This window comes from Phaeobacter sp. QD34_24, assembly GCF_028890115.1.
Taxonomy (GTDB): domain Bacteria; phylum Pseudomonadota; class Alphaproteobacteria; order Rhodobacterales; family Rhodobacteraceae; genus Phycobacter.
In genome coordinates, this window is the sequence record NZ_JARCJD010000004.1 from 212,107 (window position 1) to 228,868 (window position 16,762).

At 62.2% G+C, this 16,762-nt stretch carries 14 protein-coding genes and 1 tRNA gene; 7 read left to right on the forward strand and 8 right to left on the reverse strand.

Annotated features, from left to right (window positions below):
- Positions 1-13: 13 nt before the first annotated feature.
- Positions 14-1,693: an ABC transporter permease gene (locus PXK07_RS04910; protein ID WP_274847079.1), complete on the forward strand. Its 1,680-nt coding sequence runs from the start codon at positions 14-16 to the stop codon at positions 1,691-1,693.
- A 21-nt stretch (positions 1,694-1,714) separates the two neighbouring features.
- Here PXK07_RS04910 and PXK07_RS04915 read toward each other — a convergent pair whose 3' ends face one another.
- The 4 genes from PXK07_RS04915 to PXK07_RS04930 form a co-directional block, all read right to left on the reverse strand.
- Complete coding sequence (locus PXK07_RS04915; RefSeq protein ID WP_274847080.1) at positions 1,715-2,575, reverse strand: CobW family GTP-binding protein; 861 nt, start codon at positions 2,573-2,575, stop codon at positions 1,715-1,717.
- Between the two features lie 275 nt (positions 2,576-2,850).
- Positions 2,851-3,867, reverse strand: coding sequence for an extracellular solute-binding protein (locus PXK07_RS04920; protein ID WP_274847081.1), 1,017 nt, complete (start codon positions 3,865-3,867; stop codon positions 2,851-2,853).
- 219 nt (positions 3,868-4,086) lie between these two features.
- Positions 4,087-4,212 carry a type B 50S ribosomal protein L36 gene (gene ykgO, locus PXK07_RS04925; RefSeq protein WP_008562923.1) on the reverse strand — a complete coding sequence of 42 codons (126 nt, stop codon included), beginning with the start codon at positions 4,210-4,212 and terminating at the stop codon, positions 4,087-4,089.
- An 80-nt stretch (positions 4,213-4,292) separates the two neighbouring features.
- A tRNA-Val gene (locus PXK07_RS04930) sits at positions 4,293-4,367 on the reverse strand.
- Positions 4,368-4,526: 159 nt separating this feature from the next.
- Between PXK07_RS04930 and PXK07_RS04935 the strand changes: the two genes are divergently transcribed.
- Positions 4,527-5,387 carry an N-formylglutamate amidohydrolase gene (locus PXK07_RS04935; RefSeq protein ID WP_274847082.1) on the forward strand — a complete coding sequence of 287 codons (861 nt, stop codon included), beginning with the start codon at positions 4,527-4,529 and terminating at the stop codon, positions 5,385-5,387.
- Between the two features lie 10 nt (positions 5,388-5,397).
- On the opposite strand, the gene PXK07_RS04940 is transcribed toward PXK07_RS04935, so the two are convergent.
- Complete coding sequence (locus PXK07_RS04940; RefSeq protein ID WP_274847083.1) at positions 5,398-6,675, reverse strand: DNA polymerase IV; 1,278 nt, start codon at positions 6,673-6,675, stop codon at positions 5,398-5,400.
- A 98-nt stretch (positions 6,676-6,773) separates the two neighbouring features.
- On the opposite strand from PXK07_RS04940, the gene PXK07_RS04945 reads away from it, so the two are divergent.
- Positions 6,774-7,241, forward strand: a complete 468-nt coding sequence (locus PXK07_RS04945) for an NUDIX hydrolase (RefSeq protein WP_274847084.1) — start codon at positions 6,774-6,776, stop codon at positions 7,239-7,241.
- Positions 7,242-7,604: 363 nt separating this feature from the next.
- Here PXK07_RS04945 and pyrF read toward each other — a convergent pair whose 3' ends face one another.
- Positions 7,605-8,339, reverse strand: coding sequence for an orotidine-5'-phosphate decarboxylase (gene pyrF, locus PXK07_RS04950; protein WP_274847086.1), 735 nt, complete (start codon positions 8,337-8,339; stop codon positions 7,605-7,607).
- A gap of 269 nt (positions 8,340-8,608) precedes the next feature.
- Here pyrF and clpB point away from each other — a divergent pair, with 269 nt between their 5' ends.
- Positions 8,609-11,227 carry an ATP-dependent chaperone ClpB gene (clpB, locus tag PXK07_RS04955; RefSeq protein ID WP_274847087.1) on the forward strand — a complete coding sequence of 873 codons (2,619 nt, stop codon included), beginning with the start codon at positions 8,609-8,611 and terminating at the stop codon, positions 11,225-11,227.
- A gap of 82 nt (positions 11,228-11,309) precedes the next feature.
- Here the strand turns inward: clpB and PXK07_RS04960 are convergent, their stop codons facing one another.
- Entirely contained in the window at positions 11,310-12,719 is a 1,410-nt protein-coding gene (locus PXK07_RS04960; protein WP_274847088.1) for a methyl-accepting chemotaxis protein, read from the reverse strand.
- 208 nt (positions 12,720-12,927) lie between these two features.
- On the reverse strand, positions 12,928-13,377 hold the full coding sequence (locus PXK07_RS04965) for a DUF302 domain-containing protein (protein ID WP_274847089.1): 450 nt from the start codon (positions 13,375-13,377) through the stop codon (positions 12,928-12,930).
- 134 nt (positions 13,378-13,511) lie between these two features.
- Here PXK07_RS04965 and PXK07_RS04970 point away from each other — a divergent pair, with 134 nt between their 5' ends.
- The 3 genes from PXK07_RS04970 to msrQ all read left to right on the forward strand — a co-directional run bounded on the left by PXK07_RS04970 (position 13,512) and on the right by msrQ (position 16,581).
- A complete protein-coding gene (locus PXK07_RS04970; RefSeq protein WP_274847090.1) occupies positions 13,512-15,002 on the forward strand; it encodes an FMN-binding glutamate synthase family protein in 1,491 nt (496 codons plus the stop codon).
- Positions 15,003-15,073: 71 nt separating this feature from the next.
- Positions 15,074-15,985 carry a protein-methionine-sulfoxide reductase catalytic subunit MsrP gene (gene msrP / locus PXK07_RS04975; RefSeq protein WP_274847091.1) on the forward strand — a complete coding sequence of 304 codons (912 nt, stop codon included), beginning with the start codon at positions 15,074-15,076 and terminating at the stop codon, positions 15,983-15,985.
- Entirely contained in the window at positions 15,985-16,581 is a 597-nt protein-coding gene (gene msrQ / locus PXK07_RS04980; protein ID WP_274847092.1) for a protein-methionine-sulfoxide reductase heme-binding subunit MsrQ, read from the forward strand. Before msrP ends, msrQ begins: the two co-directional genes overlap by 1 nt.
- Positions 16,582-16,762: the final 181 nt, after the last annotated feature.

A 16,762-nucleotide genomic window follows, 5' to 3' on the forward strand; every position in this document is an offset into this window, starting at 1 on the left:
GTCGCCTGTACCGATGACAGAGGCAAGCCACAGTCCTGACTATGCTCCCAAAGGCACCCGGCGCGGGCGCAAGGGCGGCACTGGCGTCTTTGCGGCGCTTGGATGGCTTGTCGCGCTGGCCTGCGTTCTGCCGATGCTGGCCGTCGCGGTTGCGGCGATGATCGGCGGCACCGAAACGATTGCGCATTTGGCCGAGACCGTCTTGCCGGGCTATCTCGGCACTACCGTTGTTCTGGTCTCGCTGGTGGCTATGGGAACCTTGCTGCTGGGGGTCGGGGCTGCCTGGCTGGTGACTATGACCCGCTTTCCGGGGGTGCGCCTGTTCGAGGTCGCCCTGGTGCTGCCGCTGGCCTTTCCAGCCTATGTGCTGGCCTATGCCTATACCTTTGTCCTGGACCATCCCGGTGTCGTGCAGACAACGCTGCGGCAGGTGATGGGCTGGGGACCGCGCGACTATTGGTTCCCGGAGATCCGCTCCACGGGCGGCGCTGCGATGATGCTGATCCTGGTACTGTACCCCTATGTCTACCTCTTGGCGCGGGCAGCGTTCCTGCAGCAGAGCGCAGGCGCCTTCCTGGCGGCGCGCGCCCTTGGCAAAAGCGCCTGGCAGGCCTTCTGGCGGGTCAGCCTGCCGATGGCACGCCCTGCCATTGCCTCGGGGGTTCTGCTGGCGGTGATGGAGACCATCGCGGATTTCGGGACGGTCTCCTATTTCGGCGTGCAGACCTTTGCGACGGGCATCTACACCAGCTGGTTCGCGCTGGCGGACCGGGCCGGGGCGGCGCAACTGGCGCTGTGTCTCTTGAGTTTTGCGCTGATGCTGGCGGTGGTGGAACGCTCCACCCGTGGCAAGGCGCGCTATCATCAGGCGGGCAAGCAGCACGCGGAAATGCCGCCTGCCGATCTGACGGGGATGCGGGCGGTTGCAGCCTGGATCCTCTGCGCGATCCCGGTCACCCTTGGCTTTCTGTTGCCGGTGGTGATCCTGTTCGACATGGGGCTGCAGTCCGAGCAGGACCTGCTCAGCCGTCGCTATATCGGTTTCATCCGGAATTCGCTGACCCTTGCGGCGGTGGCGGCGCTGGTGACCGTGGTCGCGGCGGTCATCCTCGGGTTTTACCAGCGTTTGCGTCCGGGGCGCGGATCTTCGGCGGCAGCCTATGCATCGCGGCTTGGCTATGCGGTGCCGGGTGGGGTGATCGCGGTGGGGCTGATGGTGCCTTTCGCGGCCTTTGACAATGTGCTGGATGCCTGGATGCGGGCGACATTCGACATTCGCACCGGGCTGTTGATCACCGGGTCGATCTGGCTCCTGGTGGCGGCCTATATGGTGCGGTTCCTGGCGGCGGCCCTTGGCGCCTACGAAAGCGGCCAGTCCACGGTGCATGCCAATATGGATGCGGCGGCGCGCTCATTGGGGCAAAGCCCGCTTGGCATGCTGCGGCGGGTGCATCTGCCGATCCTGACGCCCAGCCTGCTGACAGCGCTGCTGATCGTCTTCGTGGATGTGATGAAGGAGCTGCCCGCAACGCTGATCATGCGCCCGTTCAACTATGACACCCTTGCGGTGCAGGCCTATCGGCTGGCCTCGGATGAACGGTTGGAAGGGGCGGCGGTGCCATCGCTGGTGATCATGGCCGTGGGATTGCTGCCGGTCATCCTGATCTGTCGGCAGGTCGGGCGGCGCAGATAGGGCGCTGCCCGGGCTTTGTGGTCAACCGTTCCACCAGGTTTCGATCTGATCGGCCGAGATCCGCCGGGCCGGGCCAAGCGCCACCAGAACCGTTTCCTCGGCATCGCAATGGCGGGCCTCGATATGGCGGCCGACGATATGAAGCCGATAGGCGCCGCCGGTGGTCAGCACATAGCCTTTCATCCGGTATAGCCCCTCGGGGCGATTGGCGAGCTTTTCACCCAAGGCGCGGCGGTCGAGCACCGTTTTGCTTTGGTGATGCCAGGTGGCATAGGACGGATGGCTGGCAACCGCGCGCCCCTTTGGCAGGGGAACCACGTCAAACAGCAGATCCGACACGGGGGCGCCATTCAGCACCGTGGGCGTGCGGGCCCCCAGCTCCGTGAGGCTGTCGATCAGATCGGTGTCCTGCTCGTCGCATTTGGAGATCAGCACCAGGTCGGCGGCGCGGATCTGTTGAAGGATCTGTGGGGCGAGCTCTTCATCGTCAAGCTGCGCAGGGGCATGTTGCCCATCGACCACGGTAATGATCCCGGCATAGTTCAAGCCGCTTTGCGCCATGACGGTATTGGCGATCGCCACCGGATCGGAAATGCCACTGGCTTCGATGACGAGGTGGTCGGGTCGATCTGGGCGGTTCACGATCTGATGCAGGGACAGGGCCAGATCATCTCCCATGCTGCAGCAGATGCAGCCATTTGTCAGCGTGATGGTATCGCCGTCGGCCTTGGCGATCTGTTCTGCATCGATATTCACGGCGCCGAAGTCGTTGACGATGATGGCCAGGCTGAGACCGTGATCTTCGGACAGCGCGCGGTTGATCAGAGTGGTCTTCCCTGCGCCAAGGTATCCGCTGATGATCGTGACAGGCAGACGGTTCACAGCAGACTTCCCTGTCCTAATAATTCCAAGCGCCTCTGCATGTGTCCAATTCCCCCCTTAAAACCAAATTTTTGAAACCTATAGGGGGCAAGGCGAAACAGGTCCAGAAGCAGCATGAGAAACTTAACCTGATCAGGACTTTAGGCCGAGCATTTGCGCTGCTTTCGCGTAATCTTTGGTCAGGTGGTGCGCATATCGCACCAATTCTGCGGCGGACACGAAAAAAGGCGCAGGAGAGCCTGCGCCTTTGTGGTGATCGATTCGCCTGAGGTCGATTACTTCCAGCCGACGGCGTTGAAGATCTTCTGGGCCTCGGGGAGGTTCTTGGCCACCTCGGACAGGTTCACATCGTCCGGCTTGAAGTGGCCGAGCGCTGCAATGCTGGGGGCAAGGCCGACGCCGGGCACGGCCGGGAATTCGTCATTGCCAGCCGAGAAATACTGCTGCGCCTGATCCGATGCCAGATACTCCAGGAACTTGATGGCGTTGTCGCGGTTCGGAGCATGGGCTGCAACGCCGCCGCCGGACAGATTCATATGCGCGCCTTCGGCATTCTGAGACGGGAAGATCCAGCCGATCATATCGCGGGAATCGGACAGGCCCTTGACGTTCTTGCGGATCGAGCGGGCGAAATAGTAGCTGTTGGAGACCGCAATCTCGCATTCGCCGGAGACGATGCCGCGCAGCTGGTCGGTGTCACCGCCCTGCGGGTCACGCGCCATGTTGGCGACCACGCCTTCGGCCCATTGTGTCGCCACTTCGCTGCCGTGATGGGTCACGATCGAGGCCAGCAGGGTCTGGTTGTAGGTGTTGGTCGAGGAGCGGATGCAGATCAGCCCCTTGTAAGCCGGATCGGCAAGGTCAAGGTAGGTCTGCGGCGGGGTCGCGACATCGGCCTTGTCGTAGAAGATGATGCGCGCACGCTGGGAGAAGCCGAACCACTGGTTGTCTTCATCCTGGAGGTAGCCGGGAACGCGGGCTTCCAGGGTGGCGTTGTCGATGGCTTGCAGCACGCCTGCATCCTTGGCACGGGCCAGGCGCGAGGTGTCCACGGTCAGCAGAACATCCGCAGGGGAGTTCTCGCCCTCGGCCTGCATCCGGGCGATCAGCTCATCAGCCTTGCCTTCGATCCGGTTGATGGTGATTCCGGTTGCCTCTTCAAAATCAGAATAGAGGCGCTCATCGGTGTCGTAGTGGCGCGAGGAATAGAGGTTCAATTCGCCTTCCGCCGCGGCGGAGGTGGCGATGGTGGCTGCCAGCGCACCGGCTAGGATAGTGGACGCTTTATACATGGTTACTCCCATCGAACTGCAATGTCTGTTTCTGACTGAATTAGTCAATTAAATGATTCTGAGATGAATGAAAACAAAAACTGACAGTTTTACTTGGAAAAAGTTCTTCCCTAGTCTGGGCGTCGGTCCAGCTGTTGGGCGCCAGGTGCCCAAACGCAAAAAAACCGCATCCGAGGATGCGGTTTTCGAAATCGACATGGCTGGGAACCAGCCTGGATCTTAGCCCTGGCGTGCCTTGAAGCGGCGCTGGGTCTTGTTGATCACGTATACGCGGCCCTTGCGACGCACAACGCGGCAGTCACGGTGCCGGTTCTTGAGCGAGCGGAGCGAGTTCTTGACCTTCATGGTCCTTCTCCTGTTCTGCGGCGCGAACCAGCGCCTGGGTTAGCGGGTGTTCCGACCTCTGGGCCAGAACAATGAATTCATGGTGGGCGATACAAGGTTCGAACTTGTGACCCCTTCGATGTCAACGAAGTGCTCTACCGCTGAGCTAATCGCCCATGAAACCCTTGCAGCACCTTGCCCCAGAAACAAACGGGGCGCGGGGTGCCGCGCCGGTGAAGGGGTCTATAATAAGAGTCGCGATAGGGTGCAAGAGCTTTTGACCCCAGAAATTTCCACTCTATGCTGTTTCTTAGTTATCAAAGGCCGGAGCCGGGATGTCCGACGCTGCATTTACTGTCATTTCGCCAAAAAATCTTCGTTCTGCCGTGGTTTTCGCGTCGCCACACAGCGGTACCGATTATCCGGCCTCCTTTCTTGAGGCATCGATTCTCGACCCCCAAAAGATTCGCAGCTCCGAAGATGCCTTTGTGGACCAGCTGTTTGCCGCCGCACCCGAGTTCGGAGCGCCCTTGTTGCGTGCCACCAAGCCGCGTGCCTATCTCGATCTCAACCGCTCCCCGGAAGAGCTGGATCCGGCGCTGATCGACGGGGTGGCGCGGCGCGGGCAGAACCCGCGGGTGGCCTCAGGGCTTGGGGTGATCCCGCGCGTTGTTGCCGGCGGGCGCGCCATCTATCGGGGCAAGCTGCCCCTGGACGAGGCCGAGACGCGATTGGACAGGTACTGGCACCCCTATCATGGCGCGCTGCGAGCGCTGTTGAGGCAGGCGCATGATCGCTTCGGACATGCGATTCTGGTCGACTGCCATTCGATGCCTCATGAGGCGCTGGAAACCATGCCGGTGCGTGGCGGAGTGCTGCCAGACGTGGTGCTGGGTGATCGTTTCGGCGCAGCCGCCTCCGGAGAGATCGTCGATCGGGTTGAGGCGGCCTTCACCCGGATCGGTCTTCGGGTGGCGCGCAACGCGCCCTTTGCCGGGGCCTATATCACCCAGACCTATGGTCGCCCGTCGCGCAATCAGCATGCGATCCAGGTGGAAATCGACCGCTCGCTCTATATGGACGAGGCGGCGATCCGGCCCAACGGCAATTTCACCGCCCTGCAGGCGGCCTTGCGCGGGGTCATGGCGGAGATCGCAGGAACCGTTTCAGAGCCATCTTCCCTGGCGGCGGAATAACCGACCACGCCTATCGCAGCGCGCGCCCCTTCAGGATGGCGCCCTTGCCGAACTTCTTGCGGATGGCGTCGCTGGCGCGCTCTGCCTCGGCGCGCTGACTGGCCTGGGGATCCAGCAGGTCGCCGGTGTCGTCGGCCTGATCCGCCGGAACCAGCTCGGAAATCCCGCAGCCAAGCAGCCGGTAGGGGCCTTCATTGCCCACCTGGTCCAACAGGGCGCGTGCGGTGCGGTAGATGGTGTCAGCCATCTGGGTGGGGCTGCGCAGGGCGATGCGGCGGGTCAGCGCCGTGTGATTGGCGCGTTTCAGTTTCAGCGTCACCACCCGCCCGGCCTTTTCCTTGGCCTTGGCCCGGTCCGATACCTGCTCGGCCAGGCGCCACAGATGGCCATCCAGCACCTCGGTGCTGGCGGTATCCTCGAAAAAGGTGGTCTCCTTGGAGATCGACTTAACCGGCGCGTTTGCCGAAACACGCCGCCTGTCTTCGCCCCGTGCCAGGTGCCACAGCCGATCCCCCATGGAGCCAAAGCGCGCATGCAGATCCTGCCGCTCCCAGCGCAACAGGTCGGTGAATGTGCGAATCCCCGCCCGATCAAGCGAGGCCTGCGCCGCAGGGCCAATGCCCCAGATCAGCCGCACGGGTTTGTCGCGCAGGAAATCTGCGGTCTCGGCCTTGCCGATCACCGAAAATCCGCGCGGCTTGTCGAGATCCGATGCCACCTTGGCCAGAAACTTGTTGTGGCTCAGGCCGATGGAGCCGGTGATGCCCAACTCCTCCTTCATGCGTTTGACCAGCCGCGCCAGCATCACCGCAGGCGGCGCGCCGTGCAGTTTTTCGGTGCCGGACAGATCCATGAAGGCCTCGTCCAGCGACAGCGGCTCCACGTCGGGGGTCAGCTCATACATCATGTCGCGGATGGCGCGGCTCACCTCGGTGTAGACCTGCATGCGCGGTTTGATCACCACCGCGTCGGGGCACAGTTTCAGCGCCTGGAACATCGGCATCGCGGATTTCACACCACGAATGCGCGCGACATAGCAGGCGGTCGAGACCACCCCGCGCCGCCCGCCGCCGATGATCACCGGTTTGTCGGCCAGGCTTGGGTCATCCCGCTTTTCCACGCTGGCATAGAAGGCATCGCAATCCATATGGGCAATGCTGAGCGAAAACAGCTCCGGGTGCAGCTTCACGCGCGGGCTGCCGCAGGCGGGGCACCGCAACGGTTTGCGCGTGGGCGCCGGGATCTGGGACAGGCAGTCCCGGCAGAGGGCGACGGGCGGGGCAGGCATTGGCAAACGGGGATCAATCGTCGTTGCGGTGGCAGGGCATCAGTGTACTCTGCGCAAGAGGTATTGTCTTTAGACCATCTGAGGCACATCTATTCATCATGAGCTTTTCCGGTGCAAAACTGGCCCTATTTCTGGGGTCGCAGATCGTGGTGATCCTGCGCGATGACAAGCCGGATATTCCCTATCCCGGTCATTGGGATCTGCCCGGCGGCGGGCGGGAAGGGCGTGAAACCCCCGAAGACTGCGCCTTGCGTGAAACCGAAGAAGAGATTGGCCTGCGGCTGGGTCCCCGGGATCTTTCATGGGCGCGCCATTACCAGCGGCCGCGCGGGCGGGTCTGGTTCTTCGTCTCGCACCAGCCTGTCGCGCTGGCCTCGGCCATACGCCTTGGTTCCGAGGGTCAGCGATGGACGCTGATGGCGCCTCAGGACTATTGCGCACACCCTTTGGCGGTGCCGCATTTCACGACCCAATTGGCCCAGTATCTGGCGGAGTCGGGGGGGCGATCCGGTACGGGCCGGATGATGGCAAGAAAATCCCCCGCACGCGATGGCGGGGGTAGGTGACGAACCTCAGGAAGACCAGCTCGTCTGGGGAGTGTTGAGACCAGAATCACCCATCGGGCGTTTCGGTGCAAATTTTGCGATGTTTCAAAGAGGGCGCTCTGCCGGGGCCTGTGCCCAAAGGGTCACAGGCCTGTGGACCACGGTATGCAGCGTAAATTGGTTTTGTTGTTAAATATTATGCGCTTGCCGTAGGGACAGCCTGTTATCGTAAAAAACAGGCAAAGAGGCGCAGACCTCGGCCATCGTGGTTTCATTTCGCACAAAAAATAGGCATTTGCGGGTGTTTCGTGCCCATGTCGTGCATATCGGAGCCCGGAAAGGCCGATCCGGCAAGGTCAATCCGGCGGGCCGAAAAGGCCGCTCTTAGCCGCGATTGGGCTGGCTGGCCTGCGGGCTGCGCAGCTCGGCAAGGATGGCCTCGGCCGCTTGGCGCGGATCTTCGGCTTTCCAGATCGGGCGGCCGACAACGATATGATCGGCGCCATCGGCAATGGCGGTGGCCGGGGTGGCGACGCGTTTCTGGTCGCCGAGATCAGCGCCCGCCGGGCGCACGCCGGGGGTGACGATCAGCTTGCCGTCCGCTTCGGGCAGGGCGCGGATCAGGGCAGCTTCCTGCGGGCTGGCAATCACGCCGTCGGCGCCTGCGGCAAAGGCATTGCCCGCCCGTTCCTGCACCAGCTCACGGATTTCGCCCGGTTTGATCAGCGCGCTGTCCAGATCGGCACGGTCCAGCGAGGTGAGGATGGTGACGGCCAAGATCTTCATCTCCTTGCCCGCAGCGCCCTGCTTGGCGGCGCGCACCACGTAAGGATCGCCATGCACGGTCAGGAAATCGAGATCGAACTGCGCCAGCCCGCGCACCGCGTTTTCCACCGTGGCGCCGATATCGAACAGCTTCATGTCCAGAAAGATGCGCTTGCCCTGTTCCTGCTTCAGCTCATTCGCCAGCGCCAGTCCGCCGCCCGTCAGCATGCCAAGGCCGATCTTGTAGAAAGAGACCGCATCCCCCAGGGTTTCTGCCAGTTTCAGACCCTCGATTGCATTGGGGACATCCATGGCAACGATCAGGCGGTCATCGGCGAGCGGTTTGGCAGACATGGCGAAACTCCGGGTTTCTTGGCGCAGGAAAGGAAATCGAGCCTTCCTAATCCCTGCGACGCGGTTCGAAAACCCTAAAATGCAAGGCATTTGATGGTGCCGATCATGAGCGCAGCTTGATCAAGGTCAGAGAAATTGAACGGCTTTCAGGGCAGCATGCTCTTGAAGGAAGAGGAAGTCTTCCCAAATTGATCTGTGAGGCCCGGACCGGGGCGTGCCGCCAAGCGGGCGCTGCCAAATTGATCGGGCGCTTATAAAAGGAGAGAGAGATGGACTTGAGCAAGTTCACCGAGCGTGCACGCGGTTTCGTGCAGGCGGCGCAGACCATTGCCCTGCGCGAAGAGCACCAGCGCATGGTGCCAGAACACCTCTTGAAAGCCTTGATGGATGACGAGCAGGGGCTGGCGGCCAACCTGATCACCCGCGCGGGCGGCGATGCCTCCCAGGTTGCGGGTTCCGCGGATGCTGCCGTCTCCAAACTGCCCAAGGTCAGCGGTGATGCGGGCCAGATGTATCTGGACCAGCAAACGGCGCGGGTTCTGGATGAGGCGGTGAAGATCGCCGACAAGGCAGGCGACAGTTTCGTGCCGGTCGAACGCATCCTGATGGCGCTTTGCATGGTCAAATCCAAGGCCAAGGACGCGCTGGAGGCGGGCAATGTCACCGCGCAGAAGCTGAACGAAGCCATCAACGACATTCGCAAGGGCCGCAAGGCCGACAGCGCCACTGCCGAAGAAGGCTATGACGCGCTGAAGAAATATGCCCGCGACCTGACCGAGGCCGCCCGTGAGGGCAAGATCGACCCGATCATTGGCCGGGACGAGGAAATCCGCCGCGCCATGCAGGTGCTGAGCCGTCGCACCAAGAACAACCCGGTGCTGATCGGTGAGCCGGGCGTCGGTAAGACCGCCATCGCCGAGGGTATGGCGCTGCGCATCGTCAACGGAGATGTGCCGGAAAGCCTGCGCGACAAGCAATTGCTGGCGCTGGACATGGGCGCGCTGATCGCCGGTGCGAAATATCGCGGCGAGTTCGAGGAACGCCTGAAGGCCGTCCTGACCGAAGTGACCGAGGCGGCCGGTGAGATCGTTCTCTTCATCGACGAGATGCACACCCTTGTCGGGGCGGGCAAAGGTGATGGCGCCATGGATGCGGCCAACCTGATCAAACCGGCGCTGGCGCGGGGTGAGCTGCACTGCATCGGCGCCACCACGCTCGATGAATACCGCAAATACGTGGAGAAAGACGCGGCCCTTGCCCGCCGGTTCCAGCCCGTGATGGTGACCGAGCCGACGGTGGAGGATACGATCTCGATCCTGCGCGGCATCAAGGAAAAATACGAGCTGCACCACGGTGTGCGCATCGCCGATGCAGCGCTGGTGGCGGCGGCGACCCTGTCGAACCGCTATATCACTGACCGTTTCCTGCCGGACAAGGCCATCGACCTGATGGACGAGGCCGCCAGCCGGTTGCGCATGCAGGTGGACAGCAAGCCCGAAGAGCTGGACGCGCTGGATCGTCAGATCCTGCAGATGCAGATCGAGGAAGAGGCGCTGAAGCTGGAAGATGACACCGCCTCGCGCGATCGTCTGGACAGCCTGCAAAAGGAACTGTCGGACCTGCAGGAGCAGAGCGCCGAACTGACCGCCCAATGGCAGGCCGAGCGCGACAAGCTGGCCGGTGCCCGCGATCTGAAGGAACAGCTCGACAAGGCCCGCGCCGAACTGGACATTGCCAAGCGCGAAGGCAACCTCGCCCGCGCAGGGGAACTGTCCTATGGCGTCATTCCGGGGCTGGAAAAACAGCTGGCCGGGGCTGAGGAGAAGGAACAGCAGGGGCTGATGGTCGAAGAGGCTGTGCGCCCCGAACAGATCGCTGCCGTGGTCGAACGCTGGACCGGGATCCCCACCTCCAAGATGCTGGAAGGTGAGCGCGAGAAGCTCTTGCGCATGGAAGACGACCTGCATGGCCGCGTGATCGGTCAGAACGCGGCCGTGACGGCCGTGGCCAATGCGGTGCGCCGGGCGCGTGCGGGACTTAATGACGAGAACCGTCCGCTGGGCAGCTTCCTGTTCCTCGGGCCGACCGGTGTCGGCAAGACCGAACTCACCAAGGCGGTTGCCGAGTTCCTGTTCGACGACGACAACGCCATGGTGCGTATCGACATGTCCGAGTTCATGGAGAAACACGCGGTTGCCCGTCTGATCGGTGCTCCTCCGGGCTATGTCGGCTACGAGGAGGGCGGTGTCCTGACCGAGGCCGTGCGGCGGCGCCCCTATCAGGTGGTGCTGTTCGACGAAGTCGAAAAGGCGCACCCGGATGTGTTCAACGTGCTGCTCCAGGTGCTCGATGACGGCATGCTGACCGATGGTCAGGGCCGCACCGTGGACTTCAAGCAGACGCTGATCATCCTGACCTCGAACCTCGGCGCGCAGGCGCTGAGCCAGCTGCCCGAAGGGGCAGATGCGGCGGATGCCAAGCGCGACGTGATGGATGCGGTGCGGGCGCACTTCCGGCCCGAGTTCCTGAACCGTCTGGACGAGACGATCATCTTCGACCGTCTGGCCCGCGCGGATATGGACGGGATCGTCAAAATCCAGCTCAAGCGGCTGGAGAAACGCCTGGCGGATCGCAAGATCGCCCTGCAACTGGATGAGGGCGCGATGACCTGGCTGGCCGATGAAGGCTATGATCCGGTCTTCGGTGCGCGTCCCTTGAAGCGGGTGATCCAGCGTGCGCTGCAGAACCCGCTGGCGGAACTGTTGTTGGCGGGCGATATCCGCGATGGTGACACGGTTCCGGTCTCTGCCGGGGCTGAAGGGCTGATCATCGGGGATCGCATCGGCACCAGCGAGCGGCCGAAACCCGACGATGCCGTGGTGCACTAAGGACCATCCCGTGAAAAGAACGAGGCCCGCCAATCAGGCGGGCCTTTTTGTTGCTTGGATCTGTTTGGTTCCGGGCTTGAACCTAGAAATCGTCCCAGCCGTTGGCCACCGCTGGCCGGGCAGGGGCAGCTGCCGCGCGTGGGGCCGGGTCGGACAAAGGTACCACATTGGATGCCGCTCCGGCGCCGAACCCACCGCTGGTGCGGAACTGCGCGACCTGCTGCGATAGTGCCTTGGCGTTGTCGGCCATGGTCTGGCTGGCTTCTGTGGCCTCTTCCACCATGGCGGCATTGCTTTGGGTGACCTCATCCAGCTGCCCCATGCCGGTGTTGATTTCCGACAGGGTTGCGGATTGCTCCTGGGTGCCGCGCGCAATATCGGTGACATGGCCCGAGATGGTGCTGACGCTTTCGATGATGGATTGCAGCTCTCCGCCTGAACGGTCCACGAGGTCGACACCATGCACCACATGGGCCGAGCTTTCGTTGATCAGCTGCTTGATTTCGCTTGCGGCTTCGGTCGAGCGCTTGGACAGGGCGCGGACCTCGGAGGCGACCACGGCAAACCCACGGCCCGCTTCGCCGGCGCGGGCGGCCTCGACCCCGGCGTTGAGCGCCAGCAGACTGGTCTGGAAAGAGATATCGTCGATCACCGTCAGGATGGTCGAGATCTTCTCGGAGGAGGATTTGATCTGACCCATCGCATCGATCGCCTCTTGCACCACGGTGCTGCTGCCTTCGGCGGTGGCCTTGGCGCCGGTAACGATCCGCTCCACATCCTGGGCGCCCTGGGCGGCGGATCTGACGGTCGTGGTCAGCTCTTCGATGGCGGCGGCGGTCTGTTCCAGCGTTGCCGCCTGGGTTTCGGTGCGGGTGGACAATTCGGTCGAGGAGTGGCTGATCCCCTCGGCGGTGTGTTCCACTGTTGCAGAGACCGATTTGACCGTGGAAATGACGCTTTCCAGCTGGGTGACGGCCTCGTTGAAATCCCGTGCGACCGCGCCGAGATCCTTGATGTCGGAGGCCGGAATGCGATGGTCCAGCGCGCCGTTGCGCAGGGCGATCAACCCGTGCGAGATATCCTGGATGGCCTTGCGCCGGTGGGTCACATCGGTGCCCATCAGGATGATCTTGCGGATCTTGCCCTCGGCGTCCTGAACAGGGGCAAAGGTCGCCTGGATCCAGACCTCGGACCCGGATTTGCACTGCATGGGAAACTGGTCGGTGATATGTTCCCCTTGGCCAAGCGCGGACCAGAGGCCCTTGTATTCGGCACCGGCTGCATAGTCGGGCGCCAGGAGGGTCGCGTGTTTCTGGCCTTTGATCTCTTCCGCGCGATAGCCAACGGCCGACAGAAAGTTCTCATTGGCCCGCAGGATGGTGCCGTCCGGGCTGAATTCGATAACGGCCTGTGTTTTCTCTAAGACACCCAGCATGCCAAGCAGGTCTTCCTGTTCTTGTGCACGTTCTGCAGTCTTGGATTTGAAAAACATGGGACCTCTTCTTCCGCAAATGTTGCCCAATGGGCGCGTTGAAAAGGTGATACTTTTTGCGGCGTTAAATTTGCATGAACTATCCGGGGTCTAGCGGAGGAAAGGCGTGAAAGACCCACAATAACGGGCGATGCTGATCCGCACCGCCCGGAATCTCTCAGAGGGTGCCCATGCCGTAATCTGTCCGGAGTGCGGAGGGGCCTTTGCGTCATTCCTCGATGGCTTCGCGCACGATGCCGTCCAGCAGCTCCTGGATCGCCTGCATCTCGCCTTCGGGGAAGGCGCGGTAGCCGATGGTGATCTCTTCCTTGTCGGGGAACTGGGCGACGAAGATGTCGTAGGGGCAGAACATGATGTTCATGGGATCCGCCTCCATCACCTGCCGTGACAGTTTGGCGGAGCAGAAGGAATAGACGTCGGCCTTCTCGAACAGCACGATATCGGAGCCCACATCGGCGCGGGTGCGTTCCAGCATGTCGCCCACATGGCTGATGTGATCCACCAGCAGGCCGCGATCGGTGATTGCGCTTTCCAGACCAAAGGTCACATCGTCAAAGGCCAGGGTTGTGGTATAGCTGACCATATCCTGCGCCTGGGCGGCGACGGTCATCGACAGTGCAGTGACAGAGGCCGCAGCGGCCGCGATCAAGAATTTCATGCTAATCTCCCTTTTGTGAGCAGTGCTCGCTTGTCCGCTGCGCTCTTCGCCCTCAGGTTAGGGCAGGAACGGAGCGGGCTGTGTCATGGGCCGCGCGCCTCTCATGTCGTATATAGACATATAGGAGTTTTTGAATGGATATCGCGGCGAATGCCATAGAATTTCTTGCACTGGCGTTTGTTTTTGCCCTGGGGGCGGCGGGTCTTCTGGTCCTGGTGCTGTTTCTGGCAGACAGATTACAGACCGAGGACGCCATTCGGCGTAACTATCCCGTGATCGGGCGTTTCCGGCATATCTTCAGCACTTTGGGGGAATTCTTCCGGCAGTATTTCTTTGCCATGGACCGCGAGGAGTTGCCGTTCAACCGGGCCCAGCGGGACTGGGTGGGCCGCGCCAGTGAAGGCAAGGGGAACACGGTGGCCTTTGGCTCGACCCGCAATACCTCGGTGCCGGGCACGGCGATTTTCGTCAATGCGCCCTTTCCGCCACTGGATGACCAATATGCCAAATCCGAACCCATGGTGATCGGCGCCGGGGCGCGGGTGCCTTACCAGGCGCCTTCTTTCTTCAATATCTCCGGCATGAGCTATGGTGCCCTGTCGCGCCCTGCGGTGCGCGCCCTTAGCCGTGGTGCGCGCGAGGCGGGCGTCTGGATGAACACCGGCGAGGGGGGGCTCAGCCCGTTTCACCTTGAGGGAGGTTGCGACATCGTCTTCCAGATCGGCACTGCCAAATATGGCGTGCGGGACGAAGCGGGCAACCTGAGCGATGACAAGCTGCGCAAGGTGGCAGAGCACCCATGCGTGCGGATGTTCGAGCTGAAGCTGTCGCAAGGGGCAAAGCCGGGCAAGGGCGGCATCCTGCCCGCCGCCAAGGTCAATGCCGAGATCGCAGAGATTCGCGGCATTCCCGAAGGTAAGGCCAGCATCTCTCCGAACCGTCATCCCGAGATCGGCAATTACGACGAGCTTTTGGACATGATCGCCCGGGTGCGGGATGTCACAGGCAAGCCGGTGGGAATCAAGACGGTGGTCGGCTCCGAGGCGGCCATGCGCGAGATGTTCATGAACATCGCCGCCCGCCCCGAGGCTGCACCGGATTTCATCACCATCGATGGCGGCGAGGGCGGCACAGGCGCCGCGCCCATGCCGCTGATCGATCTTGTCGGCATGTCCGTGCGCGAAGCGCTGCCCATGGTCTGTAACCTGCGCGATGAATACGGCCTGAAGGATCGCATTCGCCTGATCGCCAGCGGCAAGCTGGTCAACCCGGGCGATGTGGCCTGGGCGCTGGCGGCAGGCGCCGATTTCGTGACCTCGGCGCGGGGCTTCATGTTCGCACTCGGCTGTATCCAGGCGCTGAAGTGCAACAAGAACACCTGCCCCACCGGCATCACCACCCATGATCCCCGCCTGCAAAAGGGGCTTGTGGTCGAAGACAAGTATCTGCGCGTGGCCCGCTACGCCCGCGAAGTGATTCACGAGGTCGAGACCATTGCCCATTCCGTCGGGGTGACCGAACCCCGCAAGCTGCGTCGCCGCCACGTGCGGCTGGTGATGGATGATGGCACCTCGCGCCCGATGAATGAGATCATGCCAAGTTACAGTGCCATCGCGGACTCGTGAGAGGATATGTTTTGGCGCAGCGCCCCCGCTGCGCTAGCTCTTGAGGGGATCACTGACAAAGGAGCGCGCCAATGGCCCGTCGCTGGACCAACACCCTGACCCATGCGGATGTCACCCCCGAGGCGGCCTTCTGGAACCGTCGCCAGATCATCGCGGGCATGGCGGGTCTGGGTCTTGCCTCGCTGGCGGGCGGGGCAGAGGCGCAGGTCAGCGAGGAGGTGCTGGAGCCCAACAGCTGGGAAGATGTGACCAGCTATTGCAACTTCTATGAATTCGGCACCGGCAAGGGGGATCCCGCGGCCTATGCGGGCCGGATGACGACCTCCCCCTGGAGCGTGAAGATCGACGGGCTGGTGGATCGGCCGGGGGAGTATGATTTCCAGCAGATCCTGGGCGAGATGACCGTCGAGGAGCGCATCTACCGTTTCCGCTGTGTCGAGGCCTGGTCGATGGTGGTGCCCTGGAATGGGTTTGAGCTGGCCGACCTTCTGAACTTGGCAGGTGTGCAGGAGGGCGCGAAATACGTCGCCTTTGAAACCCTCTACCGTCCCGAGGAAATGCCGGGCACCGCCTACCGCGTGCTCGACTGGCCCTACCGCGAGGGGCTGCGCCTGGATGAGGCGATGCATCCCCTGACCCTGATGGCGACGGGTATCTTCGGCAAACCACTCCCCAACCAGAACGGCGCGCCCCTGCGCCTGGTGGTGCCGTGGAAATACGGGTTCAAATCGATCAAGTCGGTGGTGCGCATCACCCTCACCGATCAGGAGCCGCCCACCAGTTGGAATACGGCCAATGCGGGGGAGTACGGATTCTACAGCAATGTGAATCCCGAGGTGGACCATCCGCGCTGGAGCCAGGCCACGGAACGCCGGATCGGCGGCGGATTGTTCGCCCGCCGCGAGCCGACCTTGATGTTCAACGGCTACGAGGCGGAGGTCGCCTCGCTCTATGACGGTATGGATCTGGCCAAATACTATTGATGGGATGGCTGAATCATAGCCTGCGCAGGATCCCGGTCTGGTGCGTCTATCTTCTGGGGTTCTTGCCGCTGCCCTGGCTGTTCTACCTTGGCCTGTCCGGCGGCTTGGGGGCGGAACCGATCAAGGCGCTGGAACATGAATATGGCGAACTGGCTCTGAAGCTGCTGGTCGTTGTCCTGGCAGTGACCCCCCTGCGCCGCTACCTGGGACTCAACCTGGTGAAGTTCCGCCGCGCGCTGGGCATTCTCAGCTTCCTCTATGTTCTGGCGCATCTTCTGGTCTGGCTCATGCTGGATGTGCAAATCCCCTCGCAGATGATCGCGGATATCGTGAAGCGTCCCTATATCACCATCGGCATGGCCGGTTTTGTGTTGATGCTGCCCTTGGCGCTGACCTCCAACAATGGGTCCGTGCGCCGCCTCGGCAGCCGCTGGCGCCAGATCCATCGTCTGACCTATCCGATCGCCCTGCTGGGGGCTTTGCACTTCCTTCTGCTGGTGAAGGGATTTCAGGTCGAGCCACTGATCTACCTGGTCATCATTCTAGGCCTTTTGCTGCTGCGCTTGCCGGTGCTGCGCCGCAAGTCCGTGGTTTGACACAATCCGCCTTCGCTCAAAGTGCCTATTTTTCAGGCAAGTGAAGTTTTTTTGACGAAATCCGATTTTTTCTCTTGCGCCTTCAGGCAACTGTCCATAAATAGCCCTTCACCGGCGGCGCTGAGGCGCTACTGAGAGGATCTGGACGGAACGCGAGAGTGGATGTTCGGGTTTGATTGGG